The following is a 450-nucleotide window of genomic DNA, read 5'->3' on the forward strand; positions in this document are numbered from 1 at the left end:
CAGCAGGTTGATGATCTCGGCCGCCGCCTTGACGCCGCCCAGGGAACTCTTGCGGATCTTGTCGCCGCCGGCGAGCACCTTGAACAGTACCTCGTTGAGGTCCTTAAGCGCCGTCGGCTGGATGCCTTCGAGCGTGGCCACGCGCAGAAGTACCTCGCCGCGCTGGCGGTCCGACAGCTGCATCAGCACCGCGGCGGACTGCTCCGGGTCGAGGTGCACCAGGATGGCCGCGACGATCTGCGGATGTTCGTTGCGCAGCAGTTCCGCGACGGAGAGCGGGTCCATCCACTTCAGGCTTTCGATGCCCGAGACGTCGCCGCCCTGCAGGATACGGTCGATCAGCAGCGCCGCCTTGTCGTCGCCCAGCGCCCGCTTGAGCACCGCGCGCACGTAGTTGCTGGTGTCGGACACCAGCAGGCTCTGCGCCGCGGCATCGTTGGAGAAGCGGTT

At 66.9% G+C, this 450-nt stretch carries 1 pseudogene; it reads right to left on the reverse strand.

Features of this window, described 5'->3' with window-relative positions:
* Positions 1 to 450: pseudogene (locus tag GVL52_RS32095) on the reverse strand (flagellar motor switch protein FliG); the annotation flags it as partial.

The sequence above is a fragment of the Rhizobium sp. 18055 genome (assembly GCF_902706285.1).
Taxonomy (GTDB): domain Bacteria; phylum Pseudomonadota; class Alphaproteobacteria; order Rhizobiales; family Rhizobiaceae; genus Rhizobium.